Annotated in this window: 15 protein-coding genes; 4 read left to right on the top strand and 11 right to left on the bottom strand. The window is 67.4% G+C overall.

The window, feature by feature from the left end:
• Positions 1-34: 34 nt before the first annotated feature.
• The 3 genes from IP65_RS18945 to IP65_RS18935 are packed head-to-tail and all read right to left on the bottom strand — an operon-like array spanning position 35 to position 3,679.
• A complete protein-coding gene (locus IP65_RS18945; protein WP_054132668.1) occupies positions 35-1,351 on the bottom strand; it encodes a dihydrolipoamide acetyltransferase family protein in 1,317 nt (438 codons plus the stop codon).
• Positions 1,352-1,355: 4 nt separating this feature from the next.
• Entirely contained in the window at positions 1,356-2,387 is a 1,032-nt protein-coding gene (locus IP65_RS18940) for an alpha-ketoacid dehydrogenase subunit beta (RefSeq protein ID WP_231627798.1), read from the bottom strand.
• On the bottom strand, positions 2,384-3,679 hold the full coding sequence (locus IP65_RS18935) for a thiamine pyrophosphate-dependent enzyme (protein WP_231627797.1): 1,296 nt from the start codon (positions 3,677-3,679) through the stop codon (positions 2,384-2,386). Before IP65_RS18935 ends, IP65_RS18940 begins: the two co-directional genes overlap by 4 nt.
• A 143-nt stretch (positions 3,680-3,822) precedes the next feature.
• Here IP65_RS18935 and IP65_RS18930 point away from each other — a divergent pair, with 143 nt between their 5' ends.
• Both IP65_RS18930 and IP65_RS18925 read left to right on the top strand, forming a co-directional pair.
• The gene (locus tag IP65_RS18930) at positions 3,823-4,326 is read left to right on the top strand and encodes an Lrp/AsnC family transcriptional regulator (RefSeq protein WP_022676900.1); all 504 of its coding nucleotides are present in this window, start codon (positions 3,823-3,825) and stop codon (positions 4,324-4,326) included.
• A complete protein-coding gene (locus IP65_RS18925; protein ID WP_054132666.1) occupies positions 4,323-4,919 on the top strand; it encodes an NTP transferase domain-containing protein in 597 nt (198 codons plus the stop codon). The genes IP65_RS18930 and IP65_RS18925 overlap by 4 nt, the downstream gene beginning before the upstream one ends.
• A 58-nt stretch (positions 4,920-4,977) precedes the next feature.
• Here the strand turns inward: IP65_RS18925 and IP65_RS18920 are convergent, their stop codons facing one another.
• The 5 genes from IP65_RS18920 to gabT all read right to left on the bottom strand — a co-directional run bounded on the left by IP65_RS18920 (position 4,978) and on the right by gabT (position 10,967).
• Positions 4,978-5,949: a nucleoside hydrolase gene (locus tag IP65_RS18920; RefSeq protein ID WP_022676898.1), complete on the bottom strand. Its 972-nt coding sequence runs from the start codon at positions 5,947-5,949 to the stop codon at positions 4,978-4,980.
• A gap of 100 nt (positions 5,950-6,049) precedes the next feature.
• Positions 6,050-6,928, bottom strand: coding sequence for an XdhC family protein (locus IP65_RS18915; RefSeq protein ID WP_054132665.1), 879 nt, complete (start codon positions 6,926-6,928; stop codon positions 6,050-6,052).
• 23 nt (positions 6,929-6,951) lie between these two features.
• Complete coding sequence (gene ald / locus IP65_RS18910) at positions 6,952-8,067, bottom strand: alanine dehydrogenase (RefSeq protein ID WP_054132664.1); 1,116 nt, start codon at positions 8,065-8,067, stop codon at positions 6,952-6,954.
• A gap of 135 nt (positions 8,068-8,202) precedes the next feature.
• Entirely contained in the window at positions 8,203-9,684 is a 1,482-nt protein-coding gene (locus IP65_RS18905) for an NAD-dependent succinate-semialdehyde dehydrogenase (RefSeq protein ID WP_054132663.1), read from the bottom strand.
• Entirely contained in the window at positions 9,681-10,967 is a 1,287-nt protein-coding gene (gene gabT / locus IP65_RS18900) for a 4-aminobutyrate--2-oxoglutarate transaminase (RefSeq protein WP_054132662.1), read from the bottom strand. Before gabT ends, IP65_RS18905 begins: the two co-directional genes overlap by 4 nt.
• Before the next feature lie 110 nt (positions 10,968-11,077).
• Here gabT and IP65_RS18895 point away from each other — a divergent pair, with 110 nt between their 5' ends.
• Entirely contained in the window at positions 11,078-12,016 is a 939-nt protein-coding gene (locus tag IP65_RS18895; RefSeq protein WP_082350261.1) for a LysR substrate-binding domain-containing protein, read from the top strand.
• On the opposite strand, the gene IP65_RS18890 is transcribed toward IP65_RS18895, so the two are convergent.
• The 3 genes from IP65_RS18890 to IP65_RS18880 all read right to left on the bottom strand — a co-directional run bounded on the left by IP65_RS18890 (position 11,993) and on the right by IP65_RS18880 (position 15,353).
• Positions 11,993-12,904: a LysR family transcriptional regulator gene (locus IP65_RS18890; protein ID WP_054132661.1), complete on the bottom strand. Its 912-nt coding sequence runs from the start codon at positions 12,902-12,904 to the stop codon at positions 11,993-11,995. The genes IP65_RS18895 and IP65_RS18890 overlap by 24 nt on opposite strands.
• 6 nt (positions 12,905-12,910) lie before the next feature.
• Positions 12,911-14,275 (bottom strand): aminotransferase class III-fold pyridoxal phosphate-dependent enzyme, encoded by a 1,365-nt coding sequence (locus IP65_RS18885; protein WP_022676891.1) that lies wholly within the window; start codon positions 14,273-14,275, stop codon positions 12,911-12,913.
• Between the two features lie 121 nt (positions 14,276-14,396).
• On the bottom strand, positions 14,397-15,353 hold the full coding sequence (locus IP65_RS18880; protein ID WP_054132678.1) for a LysR substrate-binding domain-containing protein: 957 nt from the start codon (positions 15,351-15,353) through the stop codon (positions 14,397-14,399).
• Positions 15,354-15,517: 164 nt separating this feature from the next.
• Between IP65_RS18880 and IP65_RS18875 the strand changes: the two genes are divergently transcribed.
• The gene (locus IP65_RS18875) at positions 15,518-15,994 is read left to right on the top strand and encodes a cupin domain-containing protein (RefSeq protein ID WP_054132660.1); all 477 of its coding nucleotides are present in this window, start codon (positions 15,518-15,520) and stop codon (positions 15,992-15,994) included.
• Positions 15,995-16,013: the final 19 nt, after the last annotated feature.

Genomic DNA, 16,013 nt, shown 5'->3' with positions numbered 1-16,013 from the left:
AAGCTGGGGAGCGCTTCGAGCGCTCCCCCAAGCATCACGCCAAAATAAGCGCCGGCGTTTCGATCAGCTTCTTCACCGCCTGGACAAAGCTGGCCGCATCCCAGCCATCGACCACGCGGTGGTCGCAACTGATCGAGATGTTCATCAGCTTGCGCTTGGCGATGCGTTCGCCGCCGAGGCCATCGGGCACGAACATCGGCCGCTCGACAATGCGGTTGGGGCCAATGATCGCCACTTCCGGCCGGTTGATCACCGGCGTCGTCGCCACGCCGCCCAGCGGGCCGAGCGAGGTGATAGTGAAGGTAGAGCCGGAAAGCTCGTCCGGCTTGGCCGTGCCGTTGCGCGCGGCATCGGCCAGGCGGGCGATTTCCCGCGCCAGGGCCCAGGGGTTCATCGCCTGGGCATTGCGGATCACCGGCACCATCAGGCCCGCCGGGGTCTGCGTCGCCATGCCCAGGTGCACCGCGCCGTGACGCGTCACCACACCGGCTTCATCGTCATAGCGCGCGTTGAGCATGGGAAACTGCGGCAGCGTGCGGCAGATCGCCACGATCAACAGCGGCAGCATGGTCAGGCGCGGACGATCAAGGCCGCCGGCATTGAGCTGCGCACGCAGTTCCTCCAGCGCGGTGACATCGCATTCCTCGACATAGGAAAAATGCGGGATCGCGCGCTTGGACGCGGCCATGTTCTCGGCAATGCGGCGGCGCAGGCCGATCACCTTGACCTGCTCGTCCGCCCGCGCCGCCGCGCTGGGGGCATAGCTGCGATTATAGGCGAGGAACTGGTCGAGATCGCCATGGCGCAGGCGCCCATCCTGCGACGGGCGCACCTGGGCCAGGTCGATCCCCAATTCCCGGGCGCGCTGGCGCACCGCCGGGCTGGCAAGCACGCGGGCGCTCTGGTGCCCGGCGGCAGGTTCTGCGCGAACGGCAGCAGGCTGTTCTTGCACCACCTCCGTTCGGGCTGAGCTTGTCGAAGCCCCCTGCGCAACCTCCACGTCCGGCAAGCGCCCTTCGACAGGCTCAGGGCGAACGGGTGCGGGTTCGTCGTGCTCAGGTTCCGTTCGGGCTGAGCCTGTTGAAGCCCCCTGCGCTTCCCCAACCTCGCCGGCCACCTCGATCTCCACCAGCATGGAGCCGATCGGAATGCGATCACCCACTTCGCCGGCGATCGAAACCACGCGGCCCGCCACGGGGCTTTCCATTTCCACGGTGGCCTTGTCGGTCATCATGTCGGCCAGCGGGCTGTCCTCGCCCACCGTGTCGCCGGGTTGCACGTGCCAGGCAACGATCTCGGCCTCGGCAATGCCTTCGCCGATGTCGGGCAGGCGGAAGGTGTAAAGCGCCATGGGATCAATCCTTGCAGATACGGTCGAGGGCTTCGCCGATGCGTACGGCCCCCGGGAAATAGGCCCATTCCAGGCTGTGCGGATAGGGCGTGTCGAAACCGGTCACGCGCTCGATCGGCACTTCCAGCTCGTAGAAGCAATGCTCCTGCACCAGGGCGGAAAGCTCTGCGCCAAACCCGCCGGTGCGGGTCGCCTCATGCACGATCATGCAGCGCCCGGTCTTGCGCACCGATTCGCGGATCGTGGCGATATCCAGCGGCACCAGCGTGCGCAGGTCGATCACTTCGGCATCCACGCCCTTGTCGATGCATACGGCATGCGCGACGTGGACCATCGTGCCATAGGCCAGCACCGTCACCGCCTCGCCTTCGCGCACCACGCGCGCCTTGCCCAGCGGCACGGTGTAATGGCCTTCGGGCACCTCGCTGTCGGGGTGCTTGCTCCACGGTTCAACCGGCTTGTCATAGGCGCCGGTGAACGGCCCGTTGTAGATGCGCTTGGGCTCGAAGAAGACCACCGGATCGTTGTCTTCGATCGCGGCAATCAGCAGCCCCTTGGCATCGTGCGGGTTTGACGGGATCACCGTCTTGAGGCCGGCGACATGGGTGAACAGTGCTTCCGGGCTCTGGCTGTGGGTCTGCCCGCCAAAGATGCCACCACCAAACGGCGAGCGCACCGTCAGCGGCGCGATGAATTCCCCGGCCGAGCGATAGCGCAGCCGCGCCGCTTCCGACACCAGCTGATCCAGGCCCGGATAGATATAGTCGGCAAACTGGATTTCCGGCACTGGGCGCAGGCCATAGGCGCCCATGCCCACCGCCACGCCGATAATCCCGCATTCGCTGATCGGGGTATCGAACACGCGGGTCTTGCCATACTTCTTCTGCAGGCCCGCCGTGGCGCGGAACACCCCACCGAAATAGCCCACGTCCTCGCCCATGATCACCACGGCGGGGTCGCGCTCCATCATCACGTCGAGGGCGTCGTTGATCGCCTCGATCATCGTCATGCGACGGCTCGTTCCCTGGTCCGTCATGGCATATCGTCTCCATCTTCGGGCCGCCAGTCGGGCCACTTGATCCGCCGCTCGCGCATGGCCTGCTCGCTCTGCTCCTGCAGGTGCCAGGGCAGCGTCTCGAACACGTCTTCGAACATCGTGTGGAACGGATGGTGCAGGCCGTGGCCCAGCACGCCGTTGGCCTCGGCCGCGCGCGTGGCGGCCTTCACCGCCTCGGCCAGTTCCTGGTCCATCGCTGCCTGGCGATCCTCGTCCCATTCGCCGAGCGCGATAAGGTGGTTCTTCAGCCGGACGATCGGGTCGCCCAGCGGCCAGGTGCTCCGCTCCTGCGCGCTGCGGTATTGCGAGGGATCGTCAGAGGTCGAATGCCCCTCGGCGCGATAGGTGAAATGCTCGATCAGCGTCGGCCCGGCATTGCTGCGGGCGCGGTTGGCCGCCCAGCGCGTGGCGGCATAGACCGCCAGCGGATCGTTGCCATCGACGCGCAGCCCGGCCACGCCATAGCCGATCGCGCGCGCGGCAAAGGTCTGGCGTTCGCCCCCGGCAAAGCCCGAAAAGCTGGAAATGGCCCACTGGTTGTTGACCACGTTGAGCACCACCGGCGCGTTGTAGACGGTGGCAAAGGTCATCGCCGAATGGAAATCGCCCTCGGCGGTCGATCCCTCGCCCACCCAGGCAGCGGCAATACGGGTATCGGCCGAAATGGCGCTGGCCATGGCCCAGCCCACCGCCTGCGGCAGCTGCGTGGCCAGGTTGCCCGAAATGGTGAAAAAGCCATAGTCACGCGCCGAATACATGATCGGCAGCTGGCGGCCTTTCAGCTTGTCGGCCTTGTTGGAGTAGATCTGGTTGATCATCTCGATCAGCGGATAGCCGCGCGTGATCAGGATGCCCTGCTGGCGATAGCTGGGAAACACCATGTCATCGGCCGCCAGAGCCATGGCCGGGGCCACCGAGGTCGCCTCTTCGCCGGTGCACTTCATGTAGAAGCTGGTCTTGCCCTGGCGCTGGCCGCGAAACATGCGCTCGTCGAACGCGCGGGTCAGCGCCATGTTGCGCAGCATGGCGCGCAGGGTTTCGGGATCGAGCCGCGGATTCCACGGGCCCAAGGCCTGCCCGCTTTCATCGAGCACGCGGATCAGGTCGGTGCACAAGGGCCAGGTATCGGCAGCGGCGCAGGCCTCGTCCGGGCGGGGCTGCGCGCCCACTGGCGGCAGGTTGAGGCCGCTCCAGTCCGGCTCGGCGCCGGGCCGCGCCTTGGGCTCGGGCACATGCAGCGCAAGGGGCTGCTGGTTGGCGAATTCTGCCACGATTATCCTTTCCCAGGCCTTTCGGTTTCCCTGGCAGCATAACGCGAAAGGGTTGGAAAGGGTTGCCAATTGCGGGGCAGGTAAAAGCACAGGAGTGCACTTTGCACTACCGGCTTGGCAAAATGTAGTGCATTCACGCTCGCATGTCGGAAACCACCGCACCGCCCGAACTCGACTCCTGGGATATCCGCATCCTGCAATGCCTCACCCGCGATGGCCGGATGAGCTGGCGCGACCTGGCCGAGGAAATCGGCCTCTCGCTCACTCCCACGATTCGCCGCGTGCGCCAGTTGGAGGCAGCCGGCCTGATCACCGGCTATTTCGCCCGGCTCGACGAACGCGCGCTGGCCGGCAAGATGAGCGTGTTCGTCTCGGTCACGCTGGAACGCCAGCAGCGCGAGGCGCTCGACCGGTTCGAGGCGCAAGTGGCGCAGCTGCCCGAAATCATGAGCGGCTTTCTGATGTCGGGCGGGTCAGACTTCCTGCTGCGCTGCGTGGTGCGCGATCTTGATCACTACCGCGAACTGCTCGAACGGCTGACGCAGATCGAGGGCGTCGCCCATGTGCAAAGCAGCTTTGCGCTCAAGACATTCATCAACCGCCCGGCCCCGCTGATCAGCGAAAGCCGCATCCGGCGCGCGCGATGAGCCGGAACATCGCCCTGGTCCTGCTCGCCGCCGGGCGCGCCAGCCGCTTCGGCGGGGGCAAGCTCGCGGCCCTGCTGGCCGGCAAACCGGTAATCGAACACGTCGCCGCTGCCACCGCCGCCCTGCCCCTGGCGCAACGCATCCTCGTCGCCGCGCCCGATGTGCCAGCCCTGCCAGGCTTTACCCGCGTGGCACTCGATCCGCCCCAGGCGCCGCAATCCCGCTCGCTTGCGCTAGGCATTGCCGCCGCGCCGGGGGCAGACGCCGTGCTGATCGCGCTCGCCGATATGCCACTGGTGCCGGCGGCACACTTTGCCGCGATGCTGGCCGCATTCGATGGCGATCGCCTGACCAGCAGTTGTAACCGCCAGCCGCTGCCGCCGGCCCTGCTCGGCGCGCAGCACTTCCCCGCGTTGCTGGCGCTGACGGGAGATCGCGGCGCAGGCGCCTTGTTGCGCGATGCGCCCGCGCTGGCGCTGACGGCCGAGCAGGCACTGGACATCGATACGCCCGAAGACCTGGCACGCGCACAAGCGCTGCTTCCCCCTCCGCCAGCCCTACGGGCTGCCACCTCCCCCGAGGGGGGAGGATAACACCGTCAGATCCTCCCCCACCGGGGGAGGTGGCGGCCGCAGGCCGTCGGTGGGGGCATCAGTGCCCCTGCGCATGCTGCCGCATCAAGGCATAGAAATCCGCAAACGTCAGCCGTGCATCGAGCGTCTCATAGACGCGCACGGTTCGTCCCGCGATTTCTGCCCCGTATGTGCCATCGGCATTGATCCGGCGCGCAGTCCGATCAACAAAAGTGCTGCTCTCGGGCGAGATCGCCGTCAGCAACACCGTAGGGCTGTCTCCCAGCGGCCAACTGCCCCCCACGTTGATAAAGGCAGGCGGCGTGGTAAATCGATCATAGAGCCACGCCCCGAACGGCGAGATCGGCCTGAGTTGGTCACCCAGTTCGGCCACCGAGGCCTGCATCTGCCGATAGGCCGCCTGTGGAATCTGCCACAAGGGAACGGCGGAGCGCTCAACAACCTCTTGCGCCGCCGCAACATCGGTTGCCAGATTGTATTCCCAGTTGCCATTGGGATAGCTGCCACCGCCGATCCACACCACCGTCATCCGCTGGGCAATCCGCGGTTCGATGCGCAGCGCCGCGGCAAGGTTGGTCAATGGCCCGCCACAGGTAAAGAACAGCGGCAAGGGATCATCGCGCATTGCCTCTGCCACGATCGCCAGCGCCGCCTTCGATGCGGGTGCCTTGCTGTTGCCCAGATCCTCGGTCCCGGCATAGACCGGCGGCGGCGCAGCGAGGCCAGCCTGGCGCATCAGTTCTTCGGCAATATCCTTACCGGCGGCAGCGGTCTTGCCGGCAATGGCGGGATCGGTAAGCTTGGGGTTCAGCGCCGAGCTGGTGATCAGCACCGTCCGGGTCTTGGGCGTCAGCAACTGATGCGCCAGCGCGACGAGGCCATCGGGATCGCCGGCAAAATCATTGTCGACGATCACCCGCGCCGATGGTCTTTGCGGGATGGCCCGAAAATTGGCGGCGCCGGCACGGCCGGCCAGAACCGATGCTCCCGTTCCTGCCAGCGAAACTGCAAACGCCCGTCTTGTCAGCATCTTTGCCCTCAATCCCCTCTGGTGCGCCAAGGCGGGCGCCCTTGTTATCGCTATCATATGGCAATCGGGCAGGTGTGCAACAGGGCCGCCGCCTGGCGCGTTACGCCAGCGGATGCAGCGCCTCGTAAGCGCCCAGGATTTCCGCCAGCGCCGACAGCGCCAGCACGCCGGGCTCGCGCGTGCGGGGGATCAGGCCGATCGGGCTGGTCACCCGCGCCAGCTGGGTTTCATTCACCCCGTCGCGCGCCAGGTCATCCAGCCGCGCCATCCGCGCGCGCATCCCGCCCTGCGCGCCGATGTAGAACGCGGGCGTGTCGAGCGCCCAGCGCAGAATCGTGCGTTCCCATTCGTGATCGTGGAACAGCAGCAGGATGGCGGTCCAGGCATCGGCCTGCGCGCCCTGCGGCACCCCGCCCAGGCGCAGCGCGCCAGTGTCTTCCTTGGCAAAGACCTGTGTCGCGATGCCCATCGTGCGGGCCAGCGCCGCCGTCGCGGTCAGCTCCGCGCCCTCGCCCAGCAAGACCAGCGAGAGCGCGGGAATGTAGGGCCGCGCACGCAGCAGGTGCGGCGGCGCATCGCCCGGCACGGGCAGCGGCAGGCTGGCCGGCTGGCGCGCGTCTAGTGCCTGCACTACCTGCGCCAGCGCGGCGCGATCGGGCGCGGGATCGAGCAGGATGTCGAGCCCGCCGCCACAGGGCAGGCGAAAATCGATGATCGGCGAACCCCGGCCATAGCGTTGCAGCGCCGGCACCACGCCCGGCGCCATCTGCGCCAGGTCTCCGACCAGTTGCCGTTCCAGGCAGACATCGGCCAAAGAGCCGGCCACGGATGCATCCGCGCCGGCTCCTTGCTCGACTCCTTGGGTCGCCATCTGCGCGCCCACCCGGCGCGAAAAGCTGCCATCGATCCCCACCACCGTGCACAGCCCGGTGCCCCCAGCATGGGCGGCCCGCAGCGCGGCATGGTCGGTGTGGATCATCGCATCTCCAGGTGGGCTTGGCGTCAGCCGATCAGGTCGGCCGCCGGGGTATAGGCATAGCCCAGGTCGTTGGCCACCGCTTCATAGGTCACCTTGCCAAACGCCACGTTCAGGCCATTGGCGAGGTGCACGTTGCGCGCCAGCGCGGCCTTCCAGCCCAGGTTGGCAATGGCCAGGGCATGGGGCAGGGTCACGTTGTTGAGCGCATAGGTGCTGGTGCGCGCCACGCCGCCCGGCATGTTGGCCACGCAATAGTGCACCACGCCATCGACCACATAGGTCGGCTCGGCATGGGTCGTGGCATGGCTGGTTTCGAAGCAGCCACCCTGGTCGATCGCCACGTCCACCAGCACGGCGCCGGGCTTCATCGTGGACAGCATCTCGCGCGTGACCAGCTTGGGCGCAGCGGCGCCGGGCACCAGCACCGCGCCGATCACCAGGTCAGCCTCGGCCACGGCGGCGGCGATGTTGGCCTTGCCGGCATAGAGCGTCTTGGCACGGCTTTCGAAATGGGTGGCCAGGCGTTCCAGCACTTCGGGGCTGCGATCGATGATCGTGACATCGGCACCCAGGCCTGCCGCCATCTGCGCGGCATTGAAGCCGACCACGCCGCCACCGATCACCGCCACCTTGGCCGGCAGCACGCCGGGCACGCCGCCCAGCAGCACGCCGCGCCCGCCATGGGCCTTTTCCAGGGCGGTGGCGCCGGCCTGGATCGCCATGCGCCCGGCCACCTGGCTCATCGGCTTGAGCAGCGGCAGGCCACCGGTTGCGTCGGTCACGGTTTCATAGGCGATGCACACCGCGCCCGACTTCACCAGGTCTGCGGTCTGTTCGGGATCGGGCGCAAGGTGCAGATAGGTATAGAGGATCTGGCCTTCGCGCAGCATGGCGCGTTCCACCGCCTGCGGTTCCTTGACCTTCACCACCATGTCGGCGCGGGCAAAGACTTCGGCCGCGGTGCCCACGATCTGCGCGCCGGCCGCCACATAGGCTTCGTCGGCAGCGCCAATGCCGGCGCCGGCACCGGTTTCCACCAGTACGGTGTGCCCATGCGCCACCAGTTCATGCGCACTTTCGGGGGTCAGCCCGACGCGATATTCGTGGTTCTTGATTTCCTTGACGGTGCCGACAAGCATGCGTGATCTCCCAAAGCGATCGATTACGATCCCAGTAGGATGATATGGGAAAACGCTGGGCTATTTTTCCCTATTTTTGGCGCGAACTCGCCGGATATCGGGATTTCTTCCCGACCATCCGGCGATCTGCGCAATTTATAGCGCCGGCACCGCGATGCAGGCCAGCTTCACATCGAGATAGTCATCCGCGCCAAGGTGCGAACCTTCGCGACCCAGGCCCGATTCCTTTACACCACCGAACGGCGCCACCTCGGTAGAGATCAGCCCAGTGTTGATGCCCACCATGCCGTATTCCAGCGATTCGGTCAGGCGCCATTGCCGCGCGGCATCGGCGGTATAAGCATAGGCCGCCAGGCCGGCGCGGGTGTCGTTGGCCAAGGCAACGGCTTCCTGCTCGCTCGAAAAGCGGATCAGGCCCGCCAGCGGGCCAAAGGTTTCCTCACGGTTGAGCAGAGCATCGGCCGGCACATCGGCAATCACCGTCGGTTCGAAAAAGCGCGCGCCGATCGCCTCGGCCGGCTTGCCCCCGGTCAGGATCTTGCCGCCCTTGGCCACGGCATCGGCGACATGCGCGGTGATCTTGGCCACGGCGCGATCGTCGATCAGCGGCCCCTGGTCGGTCGGCCCGTCAAGGCCCGGCCCGACACGATAGGCAGCCACGCGCGCGGCCAGCTTTTGCGCAAAGGCATCGTGCACGGCATCATGCACCAGCAGGCGATTGGCGCACACGCAGGTTTGCCCGGTATTGCGGAACTTGGAAGCCAGCGCCCCTTCGACCGCCGCATCGAGATCGGCATCCTCGAACACGATGAACGGCGCATTGCCGCCCAGTTCCAGGCTCACCCGCTTGACCGTGCCGGCGCACTGCGCGGCCAGCAGCTTGCCCACGGCGGTCGATCCGGTGAACGTGAACTTGGCCACGCGCGAATCGCCGGTCAGCACTTCGCCGATTGGCTTGGCGTGCCCGGTGATCACGCTGAGCAGACCATCGGGCAGCCCCGCTTCCTGCGCCAGCGCCGCCAGCGCCAGGGCCGAAAACGGCGTGAGTTCCGAAGGCTTGATCACGATCGGGCAGCCCACGGCCAGCGCCGGGCCGGCCTTACGCGTGATCATCGCCAGCGGAAAATTCCACGGCGTGACCGCGCCGACCACGCCCACCGGCTGGCGGGTGACAACCAGGCGTCGATCGGCCTGGTGCGGGGCGATCACCTCGCCACGCACGCGCCGCGCCTCTTCGCCAAACCATTCCAGGAACGATGCGGCATAGCCCACTTCGCCCTTGGCCTCGGCCAGGGGCTTGCCCTGTTCGGCGGTCATGATCGTGGCCAGATCGTCGGCATGCTCCAGCATCAGCGCGGCCCAGCGCTTGAGCACGGCGCCACGCTCCTTGGCGGTCTTGGCCTTCCACGGCCCGAACGCGGCCTGCGCAGCGTCCACCGCCTCGCGCGTTTCGGCCGCGCCCAGATCGGGCACGTGGCCGATCACCGCGCCGGTGGCGGGATTGTCCACCGCGATGGTCGCCGCCGCGCCGCGCCATTGCCCCGCCACGAACGCCTGTTCGCGCCACAGGCCGGGGCGCTTGAGCGCGGGGCGGGTCACTTCCACAATATCACTCATGCCATCACCTTGCCGGCCACTGTCGCCAGGGCCTGTTCCACCAGATCGAGCCCTTCGTCGATCAGTTCGTCCGAAGCGGTCAACGGTACAAGCACGCGAATGGTTTCGCCCTTGGTGCCGCACGACAGCAGGATCAGCCCGCGTTCCAGCGCAGCAACGGTCACCGCCTTGGCCAGGGCGCCATCGGTTTCCCCGGCGGCATTGGTCACGTCAAAGCCGAACATCGCGCCGAGCCCGCGAATATTGGCCACCGGCAGGCCGGCGGCGGCAAAGCCTTCCACCCGCGTGCGCATGCGCTGGCCAATCGCGGCGGCGCGGGCGCAGAGGCCGTCTTCCTCGATCACTTCCAGCACGGCCAGCGCAGCGGCGCAGCCGATCGGCGATCCGCCATAGGTGCCGCCCAGACCGCCAGGATCGAGCGCATCCATGAGCGGAGCCCGGCCGATCAGCCCGGCGAGCGGAAAACCGCCGGCGAGCGACTTGGCCACGCAGACCAGATCGGGTTCCACCCCGGAATTTTCGATGCCGAACATCTTGCCGGTGCGGGCGAACCCGGCCTGTACTTCATCGGCGATCAGCAGGATGCCGTGCTGGTCAGCAAGGGCGCGCAGCGCCTCCAGGAACGCGGGCGGCGCCACGTGAAAGCCACCTTCGCCCTGCACTGGCTCGACGATGAAGGCCGCCACGCGCTCGGGCTCCACATCGGCGGCAAACAGGTACTGGATCGCCTCCAGCGTGCGCTCCACCGTGTTGCCATTGAGGCCGGTGGGGAACGGCGCATGGAACACCTCGCCCGGCATCGGGCCAAAGCGGCGCTTGTAGGGCGTGGTCTTGCCGGTCATCGCACTGGCGAGCAGCGTGCGGCCATGAAAACCGCCGGTAAAGGCGATCACCGCCGACCGCCCCGTTGCCGCGCGCGCCACTTTTACCGCGTTTTCCGTGGCCTCTGCCCCGGTGGTGAGCAACAGGGTCTTGGCCGGGCCAGAAAATGGGGCGGCAGCGTTCAATTTTTCCGCCAGCGCGACATAGCTTTCATAAGGGCAGACCTGGAACGCGGTGTGGGTAAAGCGTTCCAGTTGCGCCTGCACTGCGGCCATGACCTTGGGGTGCCGGTGCCCGGTATTGAGCACGGCAATGCCACCGGCAAAATCGACGAAGCGGCGCCCTTCCACGTCCCACAATTCAGCATTGTCCGCGCGATCGGCAAACACCGCGGTGGACGATGCCACGCCGCGCGGCACGGCCTGTTCACGGCGGGCAAGAAGAGACGCGTTATCGGCCATGGCGGCACACTCCGGGCAAGAGAAACAGATGCCCATGCTTGTCGCACCATCGGCTTGCGCGCAAAAGCCCACTAATGCTACCCGGATGGTGACCAGAGGTTACCATTGCCATGCCAGATCGTCCACACCTGCCGCCCTTTGCCGCGCTGCGTGCGTTCGAGGCGTTTGGCCGCCATGGTGGGGTGCGCCGCACCGCCGCTGCGCTGGGCGTCAGCCATGCCATCGTCAGCCGCCATCTGCGCGCGTTGGAAGACTGGCTGGGGGTCATGCTGGTCGATCGCCACGGCGGCGGGCTGACCCCGGCGGGGGAAAGCTATCACGCGCTGATTGGCCCGGCGTTCGACCAGCTGTGCACCGCCACCAGCCAGATGCGCGGCGGCGCGGCGGGTGGGCGGCTCGATGTGTGGTCGGTGGCGGGCCTGGCCTATCTCTGGCTCACCCCCAACCTGCCCGGCTTTGGCCGCCGCTACCCCGGCATGGCCCTAGATCTGCGCCCCAGTGACAGCCCGCCCGACCTTGTCCGGCGCGAGGCGCAGGGCGATATCCGCTGGTATCTCGATACGGCACCGGCGCTGGCCACCCCACGCAACCTCACACGCCAGGCGATCGTGCGGCCACGCCTGTTTCCGGTGGCGCGGGCCGATGCGCCCTGGCTGGCCGGCGCCCGCGTCGCCACCCCGCGCGCTCTCCTGGCCCTGCCCCTGCTGCACGAGGATTCCGACGCCGAATGGCGCGCCTGGTTTGCCGCGCAAGGCCTGGAAGAAGCCCAGCCGCCACTGGCCGCCCGGTTGTGGCAGGCGCACATGACTCTGGCTGCGGCCGCCGATGGCCAGGGGGTGGCGATCACCAATGGCTTCCTGGCGGCAGAGCACCTGCGCAGCGGGCGCCTGGTGGAACTGGGCGCGGGCAATCCGGCCTTTTCCCCCTGCGCGCCAGGCGCCTATTACTTCACCGCGCGGGCTGACATGTGGGACGCCCAACCGATCGCCCGCTTCCGCGCCTGGATGGCAGAGGCCGTGGCCGCCTCACCGGTCGATTGGCTGGCCTGACGCGGCAGCCGCGCGCAGCCAATCAGCGAGCGCATGGACATGCGCGTCGCCCCGCCCCTTGGCCCGCACCACCATGGTCAGGTGCGCCGCACCCAGCCAGATGCGGTCACCCACGGGCACCAGCTCGCCACGCGCCACCCATGGCGCGGCATAACCCTGCGCCGCCAGTGCCAGGCCCAGGCCATCGGCCGCCGCGCCCAGCAGGGCGGGCACGGCGGTAAACGTCGGCCCGGCGATGAGCGCGTCGCCGCCCGGCATCGCCAAGCCGAAGTGGGCATACCATGCCGCCCAATCCACCGGCCCTTCATCGTGCAGCAGCGGCACGGTGCCCCGCCCTTCGAGAAACCCAGCCGCCGCCCCGGCCAGCGCCGGCGCGGCATAGACGGCATAGTCCAGCCCCAGCAGCGTTTCACTGGGCAGGCCCGTATCGCCGCCATCGGGCGCGTCGGTCAGGAAGATATCGAGTTCGGTCGTCTCGAAATCCACCGCCAGACCGCGGCTGTCGAGCCACAGGTCCATCCCCGGCAGATCCGCCATCAGGCGCGGCAGGCGCGGCTGTAGCCAGCACCCGGCAAACCCGGCATCGGCATAGACGATCACCGAATTGGCCTTGCGATAAGGCGCCAGCCGGCTCACCCCGCCGCGCAGCACCTTGAGCATGTCGCGCACCGTGCGGTGAAAATCGCGGCCGGCATCGGTCAGGACCACCTGGCGATAGACGCGGCGGAACAGGGCATGACCCAGCGCCTCTTCCAGGTTGCGCACCTGGTGGCTGATCGCCGATTGCGTCAGCCCCAGTTCTTGCGCCGCCGCGGCAAAGCTGCCCAGCCGCGCCGCAGCCTCGAACCCTTCCAGGGACTTGAGCGGGGGAAGCCGGTCACGCGCCATGGCCGATCACGCCAGGTCGACAAGAATCTCGCGCAGCATGCCAAAGATCGTGTCGATCTGCGCGGCGCTGATCATCAAGGGCGGAGACAGCGCGATGATATCGCCGGTCACGCGGATCAGCAGCCCGGCATCGAACGCGCGGTGGAACGCCTCCATCGCCCGCGCGCCCACTGTCCCATCGCGCGGGGCCAGTTCGATCCCGGCCACCAGCCCCAGATTGCGCACGTCGATCACATGCGGGCAATCAGCCAGCGCGTGCGCCGCCGCTTCCCAATGCGCAGCCAGCGCGGCGGCATTCTCGAACAGCCCTTCCTCGCGATAGAGCCCCAGCGTCGCCAGCCCGGCCGCTGCCGCCACGGGATGGCCGGAATAGGTATAGCCGTGATAGAACTCGATGCCCTCGGGGCTGCCGTTGACCACGGTATCGTGCACCTCGCGGCTGGCGATCACTGCCCCCATCGGCACGGTGCCGTTGGTCAGCCCCTTGGCCGTGGTGATGATATCGGGCGTCACGCCAAAGTATTCCGCCGCCGTGGCTTTGCCCAGGCGACCAAAGCCAGTGATTACCTCGTCAAAGATCAGCAGGATGCCGTGCTTGCGGGTGATATCGCGCAGCGCCTGGAGATAGCCCTGCGGCGGCACCAAGACCCCGGTGGAGCCCGCCACCGGCTCCACGATCACCGCCGCGATCGTTTCAGGCCCATGCAGCGCCACCAGTTCTTCCAGCTCCTCGGCTAGGGCACCATTGCCCGGCTGCATGCCCCGGCAAAACCGCACGGCCTGGCCATGGGTGTGCGACAGGTGATCCACCCCCCACACCTGGCTGACAAAGCGGCGCCGGTTGCCGCCGATGCCGCCCACCGAAAGCCCGCCGAAATTGGTGCCATGATAGCCGCGCTGCCGCCCGATCAGGCGAAATCGCGTGTGATCGCCGCGCGCATGGTGATAGGCCAGCGCCATCTTGAGCGCGGTATCGGCGCTTTCCGAACCCGAATTGGTGAAGAACACGCGGTCCATCCCCGCCGGCATGATCCGCGCCACGTCGCTGGCCAGGCGGAACGCCAGGGGATGGCCCAACTGGAACGTCGGCGCGAAATCGAGCGTCTGCGCCGCCCGGGTCACGGCATCGGTAATCGCCGCGCGCCCGTGCCCGGCGTTCACGCACCATAGCCCCGCCGTGGCATCGAGCACCTGGCGTCCATCGGCGGTGGTATAGTGCATGTCGCTCGCCGCCACGAACAGGCGCGGGTTCTGCTTGAAGAACCGGTTGTTGGTGAACGGCATCCAGAAATGATCGAGATCGACGCCATCCATGCTGGCGAAATCGATCGACGCTGGGGTCGCTGCGGGCGGCTGGGTCTGGCTGGCCATGAAAGCTCCTGCAAACGGCGATGCCGTGAATCTTTTTCAGGTTACCTTTCGAAAATGGCGCGCCGGCGCGGGAGGGGGAAAAGCGATCGCCGGTGGTGCATGGGGCGCACCACACATGGGCTCACTCCACCTGCTGGCGCAGGAAGCGGCGCAATTGTGCGATGGCCGGATTGTTGGCGCGATCGGCGCGCGTCACCATGCAATAAGACCCGATCGCCACGGCCTGCGCGCCCGGCACCGCCAGTTCCACCAGCGCGCCACTGGCCAGGTCATCAGCCACCAGATAGCGATTGGCCAGGGCCAGCCCGCGTCCCGCCCGCGCCGCGGCCAGTGCCAGGTGCGCATGCCACAGCAGCGCGCCGGGCAGCGGCTGGCGCCCCAGGTCCAGCCCATTGCCACGCAGCCAGAACCGCCATTGCTCGTGGTGCTCCTCATGCAACAGCGGCGCGGCCAAGAGATCGTCCACCCCGCCGATCCCCACCATCGCCCGTGCCACGCCCGGGCTCGCCACGACCAGCAGCGGCGGCCGTGCCAGCACCAGCGTGTGCAGCCCCGGCCCGCCCGGCTGCGGCAGCCAGCCATCGCCGTAGTAGCGGATATCCACATCGGCTTCGAACTGGATCAGGTTGGCCGGCCGGTCGGTGGGGCGCAGTTCCACCTGGAAACCCGGCCCGGTCTGCTCGAACGCGGCAATCTGGGCAGACAGCCACTGCGTGGCAAAGCCCGGCACGCACCACAGCCGCAGGTCGTGGATCTGGCCCTGGGCCATGATCTCGCGCGTGGCCGACACCACATCGAGCATCGCGGCCGAAACCCGCGCGTGATAGGCCTGCCCAGCCTCGGTCAAGGTCACGCGGCCCCCCTGACGATCGACCAGCATCACCCCCAGCCATTCCTCCAGCGCCTTGAGATGGCGGCTGACCACCGTATGATCGAGCCGCAGCAGCGCAGCAGCGCGGCGCACCCCGCCGACGCGGCCCACCACCTCGAACGCGCGCAGCGCGGCGAACGGCGGGATCGCCTTGCCCGACAGGAAGTCGCCGGAATTCAGGTCTGCGGAAGGCAACGGATCGGGCACAGACATCCTTATTGCTGGTGCGATCGCATGATATCACCAATCGAGCGGTGCACCAGATGCACCGACACCCGGAAATTGACAACATTTCCGGCCTCACATGCAGTTGACGCCCTGACATCCAGCCGCAATTGTGATCGCAGCACTTTGCAACAGGAGACCGTCCGATGCGCGTCCACATCCGCTCTGCGCGGCATTTTGCCCTGGGCCTTGGCCTGGCGCTGGCCCTGCCCGCCACCGCCGCCCTTGCTGATACCGGCGCCGCCAGCATCACCAAGCCGGCCAAACTGGCGAGCAGCGCGGTCACCGCCGCCCTCGCCAGCAGCGCCGCACACCACAGCAACGAAGGCGGCGCGGCCGTATCAGACCTGCCGCAGCTGCATTCGGCCGACAAGAAGTTCATGAGCGGCGCCTATGCCGTTGCCGGCCCGAACCACGGCAGCTTCACCGGCGCAGGCTATCCAGTGAACGAATTCATGGTCTTCCTGTCGGGCGGCGTCACCCTCACCTCGGCCGATGGCACCGTGCTGGAGGTGAAGGCCGGGGATGCAGTGTCGATCCCCAAGGGCTGGCTCGGCCGGTGGGATTCAGCCGGCTACCAAAAGTTCTACGTGGTCTATGACCCGGAAAAGCCGGTGGAATAAGGCAAACGTAAGCCCCCTC

The sequence above is a fragment of the Novosphingobium sp. AAP1 genome (assembly GCF_001295765.1).
Lineage (GTDB): Bacteria > Pseudomonadota > Alphaproteobacteria > Sphingomonadales > Sphingomonadaceae > Novosphingobium > Novosphingobium capsulatum.
Note: the sequence above shows the minus strand (reverse complement) of the source record. Positions and strands in the feature narration are given on the sequence as shown.